Source organism: Salinimicrobium oceani (genome assembly GCF_012037645.1).
This window is the reverse complement of sequence record NZ_JAAVJR010000818.1, coordinates 1-410: the sequence shown is the minus strand read 5'-3', so window position 1 is coordinate 410 and position 410 is coordinate 1. Positions and strand designations below refer to the sequence as shown.

Below are 410 nucleotides of genomic sequence, written 5' to 3'. Positions count from 1 at the left end.
AAAACTCCATAGTATTTTTTCTGCTTTTGTCTCCCTTTGTCGTAAATCTTTTGCTAATGTATGTATAATGGCAGGTGCTCCATAAAACATGTTGTGAGGGTTCTCATCCATAAACTCTTTCTTCTAAATTAGCGAATTTAATTAGATAAAGTACTTCAGCTGCTGAAAGTGCGAGAGCTGTCGGATAAAGTCCCCTTTAGGGGATTTAGGGGTCAATTCACCTCATACACCAACACCCCATTCTCCTCCCCCTGTACCACCAACTCCAGAGCGGCATCATCATCGGCATTGGAGAGGTCGATGTTGGAATTTCCGTAAATGGGGAAACCGGGAAGGAGACTCGCATTGCTGTCAAATAGATAAACTTTGTGAGCCTGTAGATCGGTTACAGAGACATAGACCTTATTATT

The 410-nt window shown here is 42.2% G+C and carries 1 protein-coding gene; it reads right to left on the bottom strand.

All coding sequences use genetic code 11. The features are described from left to right. Window positions 1-212: 212 nt before the first annotated feature. The coding region (locus HC175_RS19550; RefSeq protein ID WP_168139791.1) for a hypothetical protein at window positions 213-410 on the bottom strand (198 nt) is incomplete at its 5' end.